Below are 16030 nucleotides of genomic sequence, written 5' to 3'. Positions count from 1 at the left end.
CTCCAGCCTCATTTAGAATGGATGCGACGGATGCCACCCACTTATTTTCATTCCTGGGGGTGACAAGGCCTCTGTCTTGTCATGCCTGTTTTTCGCATACATTTGCTCACTCACCGACTCACATGCAAATTGTGTTCGGTTTTTCGCATACATTTGGCCCACGCACCTCATAGCTGCCCATTGTGTTCGGTTTTTCGCACACATCCGCTCTCTCACCGGCTCATCGGCACATTGTGTTCGCTTTTTCGCATACATCTCGCCCACGCACACTCGCCCCGCCCAATGTATTCGGTTTTCAACATACATCCGGCGCACGCCCCCCACACATCTCGCTCTTCCCCCACTACAGCACGCAAAAAAGACCCGCTCCCAGCCGCAGCCGGAACAGGTCTTGAATAGATAATGTGTGCTTAGTGCGGAACCGGCCCCGTCGAATGACGGATGACAAGTTCGGGCATTAGCATGATTTTGCGCTTGGGGCTGGCGGGGTTACTGATTGATTCATTCAGCAGAAGCATCGCCTGCTCGGTCATCTCGCGCAGAGGCTGGGCGATACTGGTCAGCGAGGGATGGCAGATTTCGGCCAGCATCGTATTGTCGAAGCCTACTACGGACAGGTCGCGGGGAATGGACAGGCCGGCACTGCGCGCCTCCTTGAGCACCCCGATCGCCAGCAGATCATTACAGCCAAAGATGGCGGTCGGGCGTATGTTCTGTGCCTGGTTCAACATTTCTGCTGCTGCCGTACGCCCGTTCTCCAGCGTTGCCGAGGTGTGGATCATATTCGCCGGATTGTCAAAAGAAATCCCGGCCGCCTTCAGCGCATCCAGGAACCCCTCCACCCGCAGCCTGCTCCCCGGCAGATTGTCAGAGATCACTCCCAGCCTGCGGTGACCGAGGGACAGCAAATATTCCGTAGCCTGATAGCCGCCCTTGTAATCATCGACGGTGACACTGTTGCCCTCCAGCATACGGATATCGGCTGAGAACAGTACGAGCGGCACATGATCAGCCACCATTCCGCGAATCAGCTCAGGATTCCCCGTATGAGAGGCAATAATCAGGCCATCCACCCGTTTGCGCAGCAGCAGCGAGATGTACCGGGCCGCCTTCTCATCGCTGCGGTCCGTACTGCACACGATTAAGTCGCTGCCCTGCTCCTGGGCGTAATCCTCGATGCCGCGGGCTGTCTCCGCAAAAAAAGGGTTGGCAATATCGGGGATCATCAGCCCGATGGTACCCGTCCGGCGGCTGGTCAACGCAGAAGCTACCAGACTGGGCTGGTAGTTCAGTTCCTCCATGACCCGCCCTACCTTTTCCCGCGTCTTGTCGCTGATCCGGCCGCTTTTATTCAATACCTTGGACACCGTAGCGATAGAGACGCCTGCTTCCCGTGCCACATCATAGATCGTAGGTTTCATTGTTATTAAGCCCGCCTTTGCGTTCATGCCTTCTTATCCTTCGATTATAAGGAAGTCCTCCCACGCTGTCCATCTATCGGGTATGTGTGTCTTCTACAGACCAGCTAGTTCAAAAAGGCTCCCGCTGCGCGGAAGCCCCATAATAATCCATTCGCTTATCTGCCAAGCTGCATAACTTTCTACACTCTTCAGCTCTATTTACTCTGCCGCTGCCGCAGACCCGCTCTGTCCCGGCTTGAACAGCCACTCATGATCGGGATCATTGTGGAACACCCATGTGCGCACCGGTCCGGCCATCACGTTAAGATAATACGAATCATATCCCGGCGGTGCTGAGACAGGATGATAGCCCTCCGGCACAAGCACAATGCTCTTATCCGGAACAGCAATAGTCTCGTCGAGACTGCGGTCATCATTATAGACCCGCTGCACCACGAAGCCGTGGGCGGGATTAACCCGGTGATAGTACGTCTCCTCCAGATAGGATTCGGCCGGCAGGTTATCATGGTCATGCTTGTGCGGCGGATAGCTGGACCAATTGCCGCCGCCCGTACGCACCTCGACCACCAGCAGGCTCTCGGCCACACTCTGCTCAGGCAGGATATTAACAACCTTGCGTGACATACTGCCATAGCCGCGATCCTCAATTGCCGCATCTGACGGGGTAATCAGCCGTGCCGGATATTTGCCGCTTCCCGGAGCAAGACAGACTCCAAGCTCCAGCCCTGTCAGTGCAGTAACCTCATAATGCGCTCCCGCCGGAACATACACAGCATAAGGAGCCATATCTTCAAAGACCGACATGCGTCCGCCGATATCGGCGAACCGCTCGCCATCCACCTCTATATCTGCTTTGCCCGCCAGCAGCACCAGGCATATCTCGTTCCCCCCGCTATTACGCTCCAGGGTAGCCCCGGCCTGCAATTGGTACACCTCGAACCCGACATACTTCCATCCGGCACTCTCGGGGCTGACCGCAGCGATACAGCCATCCTTATCCGGAGCTCCGGCCTTAATCAGTAGATCAGACATCCTCGTTCATCCTCCTCTGTCTTCAGAATCTGTATCCGCTTACAAGGCCTGCAGTTCAGAAAATCCTGCTTCCGCAGCAGTTACAGACAGCTTGACGGGAAGTCCGCTCAGATACGATTCTCTGGCTGCTTCAGCAATGAGCTGTGCGGCTTCGCCGTCACGGCCGCTGCAGATCACCGGCTCCTGTAGCCTTACTGAACGGGCGAACGCAGCAATCTCCTCCGTGAATGCCTGGTTATAGCGCTCCAGGAAGAAATGTTCCGGCTGATCGCGGGTAACCGAAGTCGCGGTGGATACCTCCACTGTTGTCGGGCGGCAGTTGTCGGCGGTCGCCGAACCCAGCGTTCCGAAGACCTCGACCCGTTGATCATAGCCGTATACGGCCTGCCGGCTGTTGTCGATCACGCAGATCGCCCCGTTCACGAACGTCAATGTAATGACGGCGGTGTCCACATCCCCGCAACGGCCGAACATCGGATCAATCAGGTTCGCCCCCCGGGTGTAGACCTCAGCCACTTCACTGCCTACCAGATAACGGGCCATATCGAAATCATGAATCGTCATATCCATGAACATCCCACCGGAAGAACGTACATAAGCTTCACCGGGAGGCTGCGGGTCACGCGAGGTAATCTTCACAATATGAGGATTCCCCAGCTCTCCGGACTGAACCAGCCGCTTCAGCTTGCGGAAGCTGGGGTCCATCCGGCGGTTGAAGCCGACTTGCAGCAGCACGCCAGCGTCCTCTGCCGCCTGCAAAGCCCGCTGGGTCTCTTCCGAGGAGAGGCTAATCGGCTTCTCACAGAAGATATGTTTGCCCGCATGCGCAGCCCGCTCAATCCAGGACGCATGCGAATCGGTCGGCGTGCAGATGAACACCGCTTCAATCTCAGGATCATTCAGTATATCTTCACCCGCAGCAAAAACAGAGCCAAGCCCCCTGCTCTCTGCCCAGGCCAGCAATTCCTCACTCATCATAGCTTCAGCTATGGACTTCAGCTTGAACGACGGCATCGCACGCAGATTGTCTGCGTGGAGGCGGCCGATTCTTCCCGCGCCGATAATGCCAACTACAATCGGTTTAACCATGTTCGCTTATCCTCCTCGAAGGGTAAGCGCTTAACCTTCCCGAGAACAGTATACTTCATGCCCGGGAAAGCTTCAAGCAAATCTTTTCTCAAAAAGATCAGATAAGCGTAGTCCGAAATAAAATAGGAAATAGATACAGTAAGATTTCTCTTTAACACCCCATGAATTCCTATATTATCTAAGCTAGAACAGCAAATGAGGTGACTTATGAGCAAAATTAATTTTACCGAAAGCCTGCTTCGTGTCATTATTTCTCTGATCGGACTTCCATTCACAGGGATTCAAGCGGCTCTTTCCAGATACCTACTGTATAAATATAAAGCTCCAGGAGAAAAGATTTCAGTTGGCTCACATCATCTCCATGCGATGGTTACCGGCAGCAACACAAGTAATCTTCCGACGATTCTATTGGAAGCAGGAATGGGCGGTTGTGCTCTGGATTGGTCATTGGTTCAGCCCGCATTAGCCAAGCATACCAAGGTCCTCTCCTATGACCGGGCCGGTTTCGGTTGGAGCACTACACCTATCAGTGAGCCGACTTGTGAAGGCTATGTTCGTGATTTGCGGGAATTATTGGCGCAGCTTGAATTAGAACCCCCATACATTCTTGTAGGGCACTCCTATGGCGGAATGATCATGCGGCTGTTTGCTTCTAAGTATCCTGAAGAGGTCTCCGGGATTATTCTTGTGGACTCCACACATGAGCAAAGATTCATAGAATCCACTTTTAATCAAATCAGATATGAAGAACGGCTGCGGCACCTGAGACGGCTAAGAATGGGTTATCTTTTATCCCCTATTGGGTTACCCCGTCTATTAAAACAACCTATTGGTGCCAAACGGCTGCCTCCACCAGTTCAACATACAGTGAATATACTCGGATATCGAAATAATGCGTATAAAGCGGCATATCTGGAATCTCTCTGCACTATAGAAAGTGCCCTCCAATTAATAGAGTCAGAGCCTTTAGTTCCGGAATTACCAATCATCGTATTATCTGCCGGAAGGCAGAATGAGGATTGGCAACAAACACAGAAGAAGCTCCTCCAGTTAACCGCAAAAACCCGGCAGATCGTGATAGAGGACAGCTGGCATTCTATTCAACTGTATAATCCGCAAGCTGTCGTAGATTCGGTACTGAGTTTATTAAGAGATAATCATCGCAACCAAACAGACAAGCAGGCGTCTATTTAGTAGGAATATATATCCATTAAGAAAGGTGAGCTAACATGATCGGGAGATTCATAAGGGTTCTGGAAGGAAGTTCTAGACTCGTTATTAGTATTTTTCATCCAGCCATCGGGGGAGAACCGGTGAAGGGTATCGACCTGTACGCCCCTTGCCAGGCTGAGGCCGCTAAGCTTTTGACAGAGATGGGCGTGGATCTGGACAACTTGAATATTACCAGTGTAACAACCAGCGGGGCCATAGCTCCAAAACAGGGAGGGTATCCCGTCGTCCTCTTCTCCCCTGGTTTCGGTGTAGAACGCGATATGTATCTTGGATTGATTTCCAAGCTTGTCTCCCAAAACTACGTGCTAGTTACGATCAGTGCTCCGCATGAGTCCGTGTTCACCGTATTTCCAGACGGCAGCTATCTCAAGCAGGCACCAGAAATGGCGGAGCTGGCAAGCAGCGACTACACCAGTTGGTCCCGTCTGCTCCTCAACCGGGTTCAATATATAAACGCAGTTATGGACGTTCTTGAGACGCTTAACTGCTCCGATGATGCTGAGCTCGCCGGGCTGTTCGACCTGGATAAGATTGCTGTCCTGGGACATTCGCTCGGAGGTGCCGCCTCCCTGGAGGCCGCCAAGCAGGATCACCGGATCAAGGCGGCTGTCCTGCTCGATCCCAGTTTTCACCTCATACGCCGCGAAGACGTCCCCTCTTCTGTTCCAGTTCTGCTGCTGCGGCAAGAAGCTTCGGCGTACCGGGAGATGGCAGCATCTATGAATGAGACCATTGCATCCGATTACATCGATGGGCAGCGCTATGCCTTCAACTCTCTGAATAATGCCCATTTCTATCGGGTAAACGGGGCTCAGCACATGTCGTTTTCGGATATTCCGCTTCATTACGGTGATCAACATGCAGTTCCCGTTCACGCCGTTACCGCAGAAGCTGCAACCGCATTCATGGAGGCGGTCTTTTGTAAGGGTGAGGCGGGCCGAAATCTCGCTTTACAGCCTGGAGAAACCGTCGTTCCCATCAACGCAGAGGGTGAACCTGATGGAACTTAGCACGAAGACACCCTGCACATGACGGACCTCTTAGATTAGTTGCAGGGGCAGTATTGCTTAATTTTAAATGTTCTTTACAGCTAAATACAGGTACTCAATGATACACTTAGGCTATCCTAACTCTTGCTTGAAGGAGTGCTCCAAATGCAATTACAAATAGTGAAAGTGCCCGGCACAAACGATACATCTTATGTTACAAACAAAATGATTGAATTCAATCTCAAGCATTTCCCTGACGAATTGAAGGGCAGATATCAAGCCGTCAACCTTCTTTTGAAGGATAGCGATGGAAATGTATACGGCGGACTAGTTAGCCAGCGCTTAGACTACCGCCCCCCAGGAAAGCATACGTCTATTCAATTGGGAAAAGCAGATTGGAAATTAAAGGTGTTGCCGGAAGCATCTAAGAGAAGGATAGATTACTTATGAAAGCTAAAAGGAATATAGCACTTATTCTTAGTTTCATTGCCTTAACTGGAGGCATGTTCATCTCGTCGCTGATTGGTGTTGTCTTTGGAATTATTAGTATAGCTTTGAGTTTGCAACAAATGAAGGCTGATAGAAAGAAATCCTTAATCGCTATAATAATCAGCACAATTGCAATGTTAATTCCAATAATCCTGGCGGTCACTTTAGCCACTATACTCGATGAGTAGGATAACGCGGGAGTATTTTCATAAGGGTGCTGTGGCTCGAAATGTAGCATTACAGCCTAGCGAAACAGTTGTTCCAATCAATTCAGAGGGTGATCCTGTAGTAACTGTATCGTAGGAGGGTTTTTCATGAAAGTTAGACTAAGCGATTATAATCCGGACTGGGTTAACCGTTACCAAGAGGAAGCTTCGTTTTTAACTACAATATTTGCGGATGAAATCGTACGTTTTGAGCATTTTGGCAGCACCTCAGTGCCCGGTTTAAAAGCTAAACCCGTCATTGATATGATGTGTATTGTAAAAGACATAGGCAAAATCGACTCGTACAACGATAAAATGACACTGCTCGGATATGATGCAGGTGGAGAATGGGGAATTCCCGGCAGAAGGCTATTCCGCAAAGGCGGAGAGGCAAGGACGCATCATATTCATTGTTATCAGGCAGACAACCCTCAGATTGAACGGCATCTCGTGTTCAGAGATTATTTAAGAGCCCATCCGTCGGAAGCGGCAAGATACAGTCAGTTCAAACAAGAATTAGCGGATCGCTTCGAGGATACCAGCCAGTACGGCCCGGCCAAAAAAGCATTTGTGAGCTCAATGGAACAACAGGCGCTTTCCTGGTACACAAGCCTGCGTTCTGATGCGAGGTGAGCCGATGAATTTCAGATGTGAATGCGGACACCGAATCCACGACAATACGGATTATTTGCCCTATAAAGGATACTTCCTTGCGGACCAGGATCAGGATGATCTTATGGATGAGATTGACGATGCTATTGAGAAATCGGGTCCGACGCCGCGGGATAAGGAAGAAGCTGCTATGAGGATTAGATCCTTAATCACTAGACTGTTCAAATCCGCTTACCAGTGCTCCAATTGCGGGAACCTCTTCATGGATCTTGGTCCTGCCGGACTGGAGATGTTCAGGGGAGTTGATCCTGTGAATAAGAATCTGTTACGGTCGGCTTTAGGGGAGCAGTGGCGGGGGCATGTATATGGAGAATGGAAGGACATCCTGCCTGAATGGCAAACTTCCCATGGCATCCTGTACAATGAGACCAATGTCAGCTGTCCAAGCGGAGAATCGGCGGGGAATGGACATTATAGCGATTGGGAAGCCTTGGAACGGGACTATTATCAGTTGTTTGATGAACTCAAGAACAGGAATGCTATACGTTATAGCCAATTGGAAAAGAACGGGACCCTAATTCATTCATGGAGCTTACCTAAATAGCTTTTCTGTATAGGCTGAATGAGTGGAAATAAGCTAAAAAACGCTAAGGAGGAACTCCAATGAAGACAATCCTGCGCATGATGGACCACCTGTACTGGGCGGACGGACGGATCTTGGATGCGCTCGAAGCGAGTCACACGAAGGACGCGGAGCTTCTGAAGCTGGTGCGGCATGTGGCGGTGGCAGAGCAAGTCTGGCTGTCACGCTTGCAGGGAAAGGACAGCACACAATACGCATTATGGGAAGAAGCGGAAGGCCTCACGGCAATCCGGCAACTGTTCGAAGCTAATGCTGAGCAATACCACAGCTATCTCGAAGAGCTGGGAGAATCTGCGCTGGATCAGATGATCAGCTACAGCAGCCAGAATGGACGTTCGTTCCAGACCTCCATCCGGGACATCCTGCTGCAGGTGCTGTTACATGGGCAATATCACCGTGGACAGATCAACCGGGCCCTTCGGATGGAAGGAGCAGAGCCTGCCCCTGTTGACTACATCACATTCTCAAGGCTTTAACCTCGCAACTATTAATGAACAAGGAGCGAATGCAAGAAATGGAGATCAGAGCATTACATACGGGTGAACAACCACCAACCGGATTACTCTTATTGGCGGACCCTTCCCCGAAGCTGGTTGAAGACTATGTGGCAAGAGGGCAATGCTTCGTTGCTGAGGCGGATCAACAAGTGGTCGGAGTCTATGTGTTACTGCCTACAAGACCGGAGACTGCCGAGCTGGTCAATATTGCAGTGAATGAGGAGTTCCAGGGGCAGGGAATCGGGAAGCAACTGGTGAATCACGCGATTCAGGAGGCTAAGCGGCTCAGATTCAAAACGCTGGAGATCGGCACAGGCAACTCTAGTATCGGCCAGCTTGCGTTGTATCAGAAATGCGGCTTCCGGATCACCGGGATAGACAGGGACTTTTTCATCAGACATTATAGTGAGGAAATCTATGAGAACGGGATGCAAGTGGTGGATATGATCCGACTGTCTCAAGATCTGTAAGTCATTCTCGGATACGGAACAGCTTCACCAATGTTAATGCAGTGCAGAAATTACTGCGGGAGGTTAGCGCATCTTATGGAAACACAGATATTGCAATTCCTTAATACCACCTATCCGGTTCAACTCTCCAGTATGGAGGCGGTCACCAACGAAATGTACCGTTGTCACTCGGATAAAGGGACATTCTTCGCCCGAATCACGAATTATAAGACCTATGAAGAACAATTAGCTGAAGTGAACTGGACTACTTATCTGTTCAACCGGGGCGTACGGGTGTCTGAGGTTGTACCTACAATACAGGATTCGCTTGTCAGCACCCTGCTGCTGAATGAAGAAGAGAAGTCCGTAGTCTTGTTCCAGGCGGCAGCCGGAATTCATCTGCCCCGGGCCAAATGGGACAAAACCATATTCAGAACCCTTGGACAGCAGATAGGCAGAATGCATCAGGTGAGCAAAGAATACCAGCACTCTGAAGCGGCCCAGCCGATTCCGCATTGGTATGATAACGATGAATATGATTTTCTCAAGTCTATTCCTGCAGAAGAGAGGGCCATACGGGATATTGCGAAGGATGTGCTCAAGCAGGTCCGAAGACTGCCCAAAGATGAGGCGAACTACGGCATCATCCACGGCGACCTGTGGCTGAACAATACGCTTGTGGACAGTGACTCTGCGCTGACAATGATTGACTGGCAGGATTGCGAGCGGCATTATTACGTCTATGATCTGGCGGTGCCTATCTACTCTGCCCTGGAGTTCTCGTTTGCGGGCGGACAGAACCTCATAGACTATAAGCGTGCGATAACTAAGGCAATCACGGACGGATATAAGGAAGAGCATCCCCTCTCCGCCGAGATGTCCAGACAGCTGCCGCTGTTTATGAGACTGAAAGAGCTGTTTGAGTACAACCTGATGCATATGTATTGGAACTTCGAGGAGCTCAGCGAGGAGCAGGTGCGCATTCTGAATCTGTACAGAAGCAAGATTGAGTATATGCATACGTGAGGTGAGTGAAGTGTATGACTATATCAGTATTCATTCTGCGGGCTACGCCAAGACTGTAAGGACGGAGGTACTGGAGCGGTTTTTTATTAGTACGATGAGGTTTGAAAAAATCGGTCCTCTATCTTTCTCCAAGGCGCTCCATGGAGCGCATATCGGAGTAAAGGGAATCTCCGCCAATTCAGATGGCAGTTATGCTTACTACACCCTGGAAGGGATTGAAGAGGTGAATCTGGTCGAGGTCATTCTGCCGGCGATGATGGATGAGCAGCTCGAACATGCCATAACCGCTCTGGCGATAGCCATTGCCGACGAATTCGGCTGGTGCATTGATGAGGACCACGGTTTGGATACTTGACGCAATCATACCTATTTTCCGTGCCTGCACAATGTATGCTGTTTTTCGCATACATTCGGGCCATATGCCTGCTTGCGAACACAATGTATGCTGTTTTTCGCATACATTCAGGACATACGCCTGCATGTGATCACAATGTATGTTGTTTTCCACATACATTCGGGCCATGCGCCGGTATGTGTGAGCACAACGTATGCTGTTTTCCACATACATTCGGGCTATGTGGCGCTGCTGTACCAGCCGATTGCATTCGGTTTTTCGCATACCTTCAGCAACACAGTTACTCTACGAATCACTCTAAGAAATCTTATCCACAAATTTACACACACCTTATCCACTGCAGGAGGAAACGATAGCTTCCTATGCAAAAAAAGCGGCAACCGAGGACGATTCGTCCTTGGCCGCCGCTTGTCTGATCCGCTGGCTTCTGTCACCTGCCCACTTCCTGTTTCGACTCTTCTCGCCTAAGCAGACCTCCCGCCTCAGCAGTAATGCAGCGCTTCACCCAGCGCGACCAGCGCCATCGCCTGGCCGTAGGCCATCGGGGCAATGATGATCCCTTTGTAGTCCTCCTTGGCTGCGCCGATGGGAGTACCGCCGGACACGCCGAGCACTGTGCCTTCGCCGTCAATTCTGTCCAGGATGGCACGGATTGCCCGCAGAGCCGGTTCGCTATAGGCCTCCGGGAGCAGCCCCCGGCGCACACTGTTCAGAATACCAGCGGCAATCGCAGCCGAACCCGAAGTCTCGGTATAGCTGGCGGGATCATCCAGCAGGGTATGCCATAATCCGTCCCCGCTCTGACAAGCGAGCAAGGCTTCGGCCTGGGCCTGTAGCGTCTGCTGGAGATAGCTGAAGACTCCGTCTGCCAGATAGGGCCGCATCAGCTCCAGATATTCCGGCAGGCCGAGAGCGAACCAGCCGTTGCCGCGGCACCAGAAGGCTTCACTGAAGTTATGGCGCTCTGCAAAATGCCAGCCATGGAAGAAGAAACCGGTTCTCACATCATACAGATATTTAATATGCAGCAGCAGCTGATGCAGCGAGGTCTCGCGCCACTGCGGGTTGTCGTACTTCACACCCATTTTGGCAGTGAACAGAATCGCCATGAACAGCGTATCAATCCAGATCTCGTTCTCATGGAGCGAGACCTCATGCTTCTGAGTCCCCGTAGTCACATGCTGATAGCCTTGCTCCAGCGTCCGGGGCAGGCCGTGCATTAGCCATTCTATCCATTCGAGACTCAGCTCTCCGGCCTCTTCCAGCTCCATCAGCGAGAGCAGCGGGGCAGTCGTATTAATATTTCGGCTGGGTAGTCCCTTCGTAAGCTGCCGGGCCATCCATGGCTTGGTGTATGCCGCATAACGGCCGTCCCCGAAATGCCGGTCAAGCTTTTGCAGGCCATACAGCCCCACTCCCTGCGGCCAATCCCACTCTTCCATCCCGAAGTCCCTTGCAAAATACCCCCGGCGTCCCGCGTCTTCCCCCAGGTTCTGCAATTCCGCTTCATTATCCGGCCGGCCCAGCTTCAGCAGCTTATTCGTGACCAGGTCCAGCTTCTGCATAACCTCTTCCTTGCTCACACAGCTAACCGGCACCGCTTGCTTCTCTCCTGCTCCCATCCTAGCCTCTCTCCTCTCAGCTCTGCGCCCCGCGCAGCTTGATTCTGAACGTCCTGATCTCATACGGCTTCACCTGGAAGCTCAGCTCCTCTGCTTCCTGCCAGTCTCCCAGCGGCTCCTCCATCAGATTGCATTCCTGCCAGGAAGCCATAGAATAGGCGCTATCTACAGTAATCTGTGTCCGCGAACCGGCGTACTCATGCAGCCGCAGCACCACATCCTTGCCGTCCTCCGAACGTTTGATAGCATCCACTGTCACATGTGCGCCATCAATATAGAGCAGCGGGGGCCCTTCCAGCTCACCTGCCACACTGCGAAGCGGATTATTCAGCTCCCACGCCTCCTGGACCACCCTGCCTTCGACGAAATCACCGGTATGCGGGTAGAGGGCATACGTAAATTCATGATGCCCCTGATCCTGCTGCGGATCGGGATGAACCGCCGATTTCAGCAGCGTCAACCTTAGTACGCTGTCCTTGATGTCATAGCCGTATTTGCAATCGTTGAGCAGCGCTATCCCATAGCCCTTCTCGCTGATATCCGCCCACTGATGGCCCACCGTTTCGAAGCGGGCGTAATCCCAGCTCGTATTCCAGTGTGTAGGACGCTTCACGTTACCGAACTGAATGTCATAAGTAGCCTCCAGCGCATGAATATCCACCGGGAAAGCCACCTTCAGCAGCTGGTTATGCCCATGCCAGTCCAGCTCAGTGCGGAAATCAATCCGCACGGTATCGCGGTAGAAGATGATATCCTGGGTAACCGCTGTGCGGTGATAGGTCCAGGTCATGCGCAGCACCGCCCGCAGCGGGCCGTTCTCGGTCAGCTCACATCCGGCTAGCTGAGTGATCTCGGTCATCTTTTCCTGGTAGAAAATATCGATATCCCACGCTTCAAAATCCAGCGGCTTATCTTCGAACACCTGTAGTACATTCCCCCGCTGCCCTGGCGCCAGCAGCTCACGGCCGCTCTTCCGGTCGATCATTGAAGTGAACTGCCCCTGCTCATTCCACACCACTTCCACAAGCGGTGTGCTCAGCGTGTTGCCGGATACGGCTGCAAGCGGCGGAATCTGTGCCTCCTGGGTGGCTTCGCCTGCTTGTCCGTGTACTACCTTCAGCACCGCCGTGCCCAGTGCAGGTACAGACGGAACATAGACCAATACTTCCCCATCTGCCGTCCGCTGCTGCCATAGCCGGTTCCCGTCAGCGTCATGAACCTGTGCAGAATCTGCGGCACCTACAGCAAGCAGTGCATAACGCGGACGGTTCCAGTTCGAGCTGTTCATCAGCGTGAGCCTGCTGTCATCCTTTTCCTGGACTACACCGTTAATCAGAGCTAGTGAGCGGGCTTCGCCTTCTGCATATTCAGCATCACTGTCCTCATAGACCTCAGCGATCGACGAACCGGGAATGATGTCATGGAACTGGTTGCGCAGCAGAATCTCCCAGATCCCGGTCAGTTCAGCCGCAGGATAAGCGGTTTCAAGATTCCCCTGTCTTACACCTATCAGCGTATGCAGCCACTCGGCATCGCGCAGCAGCAGCTCCAGGCGGCGGTTATATTTCTTGTTGCGGGCTTGTGAGGTATACGTGCCCCGGTGGCATTCGAAATACAGCTCACCGTTCCAGGTGTGTACGAACGCCTCCGTCTTCCCGATCCGTTCATGCAGTCCGGTGAAATACTCCCCGGCACTGCCCATCTCAATCTTCGGAATGCCCGGAAGCTTGTCGAAGCGCCGGCGAAGCTCCAGCATCTCCCGCGTCGGCCCGCCTCCTCCGTCACCCCAGCCGTATGCAAACATTAGGTGATCGTTGATCTCCTTATCCTGATAGGAATTCCAGATTCCGCGCAGCAGCCCTGCCGTCATCCGTCCGTTATATGTGTATTCAGCTCCATCCTTCTCGGAGGTCGTGATGAAATGCGTCAGCACCTCCGAGCCGTCCATCCCCCGCCACCAGAAGGTATCATGCGGCATCCGGTTGAACTGGTTCCAGCTGATTTTGGTCGTCATGAACGTGTCGATGCCCGATTTACGGAGAATCTGCGGCAGCGCCCAGCTGTACCCGAAGACATCCGGCAGCCACAGGTACTTGCTCTCTACGCCGAATTGTTCACGGAGATAGCGTTTGCCCAGCATAATCTGGCGGACCAGCGACTCGCCGGACGGGATATTACAATCCGACTCCAGCCACATCGCCCCTTCCGCTTCCCAGCGCCCTTCCTTCACCTTCTCGGTGATCCGCCCGAACAGCTCCGGATAATCCTGCTCCAGATAAGCGTACAGTTGAGGCTGCGTCTGCAGGAACTGGTACTCCGGGAACTCCTCCATCAGCCGCAGTACGGTGGAGAAGGAACGGGCTGTCTTTTCACGGGTATGCTTCAGCCGCCACAGCCAGGCAACATCAATATGGGTATGACCCACAGCCGTAAGCGTTACGTCAAAAGTCTGCGGCATCGCCTCTATCGCCTGATTCAGACTGGCGCCTGCCTGATACAGCGAAGCAGTATGCTCTGGCGAGCCCGGCTCCGACCAGTCGATCAGACGGAAGGCTTCGTTCAGCGCTCTAAGCAGCCACTGCTTCTCCGGCTGGTCTCTGCCCAGGTAACGGAAGGTGTCGAGCGCTGCCTTCGACATATAGAACAGATCATCAATGCTCTCGTCCAGATAGCCGATGAATGCTTCGCTGAGCCGGTGCTCCTGAATTCTTGGCACTCCGCCGCCCTCAAGTCCCGACCACAGCCGGAAGGCCAGCTCTACCGTCTGTCCGCCCCATTCATCACCGAAGATTACCTCTCTATGGTTGTTATCTACGCCCTGATAAGGCGACCCGTTCACGAACAGCAGCGATTCGAAGCCGGAGTTATTGAAGTCCCCTGTTTTGCCAAAATCAAATCTGCCGGCAATTTTGAAGCCTGCCTGACTAGGCGGCAGCACGACCTCCGTGCGCAGCCAGATGTAACGGTCCCGCCCGCGCCAATGCTCCTGAAGCCTGATGATGCCCTCAAAGGACACCGACTCCGGGTACACACCGTTAGCCCCTTCCTCATCCTCAGCGAACGCGAACTCAGTAAGCTCCTGAACCTTAAGATATCTATACTTTTCCACTTCGGCCTGGCGTTTGATCAGCTTTTCTTCTGTGAATAACATCTCTATCACTCCCTGTATCCGCTTTCATATGGTCACTATAGCAAACCTTTCACTCCAAAAACTACCCAACTCTTGCTGTATTCCGACCGATTCATTGCATATTTTGCTTTTTTGAGCCTATAATATACAGGTGGAAACGGCTTGGACTTCAATAGTAAACGGCAACGGTAAGGAGAGAGGCTATGCTTGACAGCGACCTGTTATATGACCAAGGATATAGCATACGTATCAATACTCCGGCTGATCCGCTCTTTTACTATTTCGACTACGATCAGCGCTCTCACGACATCAATATGGAGTTTCAGCACGATCATGACTTTTATGAGATTCATATTCTGCTGGATTCCAGCGCTACTCATATTATTGAAGGCAATGTACACGCTCTGCAGCAATATGACATCGTTCTGCTTGCTCCGTACCGGCTGCATATGACCCAGTATCCCGCAGGCCCGCCGCATAAGCGGCTGATTATCAACTTCAACCTGCCCAGGAATATACCCGGATTTGAGACCGCTTACAATGCAATGCTGCAGCCATTCTCTGAGGAGGTTCCGATCTACCGGTTCACCGGAGGACCGCGCAGTGCCGTGTTCGAGCCGCTCAATGCTATTTTTAACTGTTCCCGCAGCGCTTCACCGCTGAACCCTGTGCTGATTCACAGTCTGTTCCAGCAGTTTCTGTGCAGTCTGTCCCAGCAGAATGACAAGAATGCGTACGTGCTGGAAGAGATCGGCAATGCCATGATGCAAAAAATCTATTCAATCACCGCCCACATTCACAGCCATTACGGCAGTGAGTTGTCCCTGGACTCCATCTCCAAGGAATTCTATATCAGCCCTTATTATTTATCGCACCAGTTCAGAACCGTCACCGGCTTCACCTTGACCGAGTACATCCAGATGACCCGCGTCCGCAAAGCCCAGCAGCTCCTGCTCCATACCCGGCACAAGATCTCCGACATCGCCGGACAATGCGGCTTCAACAGCTTCTCCCAGTTCAACCGCATCTTCAATAAGCAGAGCGGCATGTCTCCCTCCGCGTTCCGCAAGGCGCAAGGGTTGTCTGGCAGGGCTTCGTCTACGCTGTCGTATTGAGTGGTGCGCAAGAAAGAAAGCTATTCCAAAAAGCCGTGAAAGCGGCTGCTTGGGATAGCCTTTGTTTTGAAGCAGGATCAATGTTAGCTTGGGTGGACGCTGCTCGAATGGACTGTTCTCTA

General features: G+C 52.3%; 16 protein-coding genes. 11 read left to right on the top strand and 5 right to left on the bottom strand.

The annotated features are described in order from the left end of the window. Positions 1-410: 410 nt before the first annotated feature. The 3 genes from J2Z70_RS17005 to iolG form a co-directional block, all read right to left on the bottom strand. On the bottom strand, positions 411-1421 hold the full coding sequence (locus J2Z70_RS17005) for a LacI family DNA-binding transcriptional regulator (protein WP_209875196.1): 1011 nt from the start codon (positions 1419-1421) through the stop codon (positions 411-413). A gap of 198 nt (positions 1422-1619) precedes the next feature. Continuing rightward, positions 1620-2453 carry a 5-deoxy-glucuronate isomerase gene (iolB, locus tag J2Z70_RS17000; RefSeq protein WP_209875194.1) on the bottom strand — a complete coding sequence of 278 codons (834 nt, stop codon included), beginning with the start codon at positions 2451-2453 and terminating at the stop codon, positions 1620-1622. Between the two features lie 39 nt (positions 2454-2492). Next, the gene (iolG, locus tag J2Z70_RS16995) at positions 2493-3542 is read right to left on the bottom strand and encodes an inositol 2-dehydrogenase (RefSeq protein ID WP_209875191.1); all 1050 of its coding nucleotides are present in this window, start codon (positions 3540-3542) and stop codon (positions 2493-2495) included. 207 nt (positions 3543-3749) lie between these two features. Between iolG and J2Z70_RS16990 the strand changes: the two genes are divergently transcribed. The 10 genes from J2Z70_RS16990 (at position 3750) to J2Z70_RS16945 (ending at position 10041) form a co-directional block, all read left to right on the top strand. Then, positions 3750-4736: an alpha/beta hydrolase gene (locus J2Z70_RS16990; RefSeq protein WP_209875188.1), complete on the top strand. Its 987-nt coding sequence runs from the start codon at positions 3750-3752 to the stop codon at positions 4734-4736. A gap of 119 nt (positions 4737-4855) precedes the next feature. After that, the gene (locus J2Z70_RS16985; protein ID WP_209875185.1) at positions 4856-5785 is read left to right on the top strand and encodes an alpha/beta hydrolase family protein; all 930 of its coding nucleotides are present in this window, start codon (positions 4856-4858) and stop codon (positions 5783-5785) included. Between the two features lie 144 nt (positions 5786-5929). Then, the gene (locus tag J2Z70_RS16980) at positions 5930-6214 is read left to right on the top strand and encodes a hypothetical protein (protein WP_209875182.1); all 285 of its coding nucleotides are present in this window, start codon (positions 5930-5932) and stop codon (positions 6212-6214) included. Then, positions 6211-6441, top strand: coding sequence for a hypothetical protein (locus J2Z70_RS16975; RefSeq protein ID WP_036725782.1), 231 nt, complete (start codon positions 6211-6213; stop codon positions 6439-6441). The genes J2Z70_RS16980 and J2Z70_RS16975 overlap by 4 nt, the downstream gene beginning before the upstream one ends. 126 nt (positions 6442-6567) lie before the next feature. Beyond that, positions 6568-7092, top strand: a complete 525-nt coding sequence (locus J2Z70_RS16970) for a GrpB family protein (RefSeq protein ID WP_036725784.1) — start codon at positions 6568-6570, stop codon at positions 7090-7092. A gap of 4 nt (positions 7093-7096) precedes the next feature. After that, complete coding sequence (locus tag J2Z70_RS16965; protein ID WP_209875179.1) at positions 7097-7675, top strand: hypothetical protein; 579 nt, start codon at positions 7097-7099, stop codon at positions 7673-7675. A 59-nt stretch (positions 7676-7734) separates the two neighbouring features. Further along, on the top strand, positions 7735-8190 hold the full coding sequence (locus tag J2Z70_RS16960) for a DinB family protein (protein WP_209875175.1): 456 nt from the start codon (positions 7735-7737) through the stop codon (positions 8188-8190). Between the two features lie 38 nt (positions 8191-8228). After that, positions 8229-8681 (top strand): GNAT family N-acetyltransferase, encoded by a 453-nt coding sequence (locus J2Z70_RS16955; RefSeq protein ID WP_076076440.1) that lies wholly within the window; start codon positions 8229-8231, stop codon positions 8679-8681. Positions 8682-8756: 75 nt separating this feature from the next. Continuing rightward, positions 8757-9686, top strand: coding sequence for a phosphotransferase enzyme family protein (locus J2Z70_RS16950; RefSeq protein ID WP_209875173.1), 930 nt, complete (start codon positions 8757-8759; stop codon positions 9684-9686). Then, entirely contained in the window at positions 9667-10041 is a 375-nt protein-coding gene (locus J2Z70_RS16945; protein WP_245368293.1) for a hypothetical protein, read from the top strand. Before J2Z70_RS16950 ends, J2Z70_RS16945 begins: the two co-directional genes overlap by 20 nt. Before the next feature lie 482 nt (positions 10042-10523). On the opposite strand, the gene J2Z70_RS16940 is transcribed toward J2Z70_RS16945, so the two are convergent. After that, positions 10524-11663 (bottom strand): glycoside hydrolase family 88/105 protein, encoded by a 1140-nt coding sequence (locus J2Z70_RS16940; RefSeq protein WP_209875170.1) that lies wholly within the window; start codon positions 11661-11663, stop codon positions 10524-10526. A gap of 16 nt (positions 11664-11679) precedes the next feature. Then, positions 11680-14814 (bottom strand): alpha-mannosidase, encoded by a 3135-nt coding sequence (locus tag J2Z70_RS16935; RefSeq protein WP_209875167.1) that lies wholly within the window; start codon positions 14812-14814, stop codon positions 11680-11682. Between the two features lie 182 nt (positions 14815-14996). Between J2Z70_RS16935 and J2Z70_RS16930 the strand changes: the two genes are divergently transcribed. Further along, complete coding sequence (locus J2Z70_RS16930) at positions 14997-15908, top strand: helix-turn-helix transcriptional regulator (protein WP_209875164.1); 912 nt, start codon at positions 14997-14999, stop codon at positions 15906-15908. Positions 15909-16030 lie beyond the last annotated feature (122 nt).

The sequence above is a fragment of the Paenibacillus silagei genome (assembly GCF_017874735.1).
Classification (GTDB): Bacteria; Bacillota; Bacilli; order Paenibacillales; family Paenibacillaceae; genus Paenibacillus_AQ; species Paenibacillus_AQ silagei.
This window is presented reverse-complemented; position numbering and strand designations above follow the sequence as displayed.